Source organism: Halostella sp. PRR32 (assembly GCF_034808085.1).
GTDB lineage: Archaea > Halobacteriota > Halobacteria > Halobacteriales > Natronoarchaeaceae > Halostella > Halostella pelagica.
Genome location: NZ_JAXHGL010000087.1, coordinates 1 through 277, shown reverse-complemented (window position 1 = coordinate 277; position 277 = coordinate 1). Strand labels below are relative to the sequence as shown.

Genomic DNA, 277 nt, shown 5'->3' with positions numbered 1-277 from the left:
CGTCTGGCCGGCGTCTCGCAGCATCGACTCGGCCTCGCGCTCGACTTCGGCGAGCCGCTCGTCGGTCACGGCGTCCGCCTTCGTGATCGCGACGATCGTCGGCAGCTCCGTCGCCAGCAGGATCCCGAGGTGTTCGCGGGTGGTCTTCGTCGGGCCGTCGTCGGCGGCGACGACGAGGAGCCCGTAGTCGAGCTTCTGGCCGACGAGCCCGCGGATCGTCGTCCGCAGCCACGGCTCGTGGCCGACGGTGTCGACGAACGAGACCAGCCGGTCGGCC

At 71.8% G+C, this 277-nt stretch carries 1 protein-coding gene; it reads right to left on the bottom strand.

Going from position 1 to position 277, the window contains the following annotated elements:
- Positions 1-277, bottom strand: a 277-nt coding sequence (locus SM753_RS20485) for a GTP-binding protein (RefSeq protein WP_323192918.1), incomplete at both ends; no start/stop codon positions are given.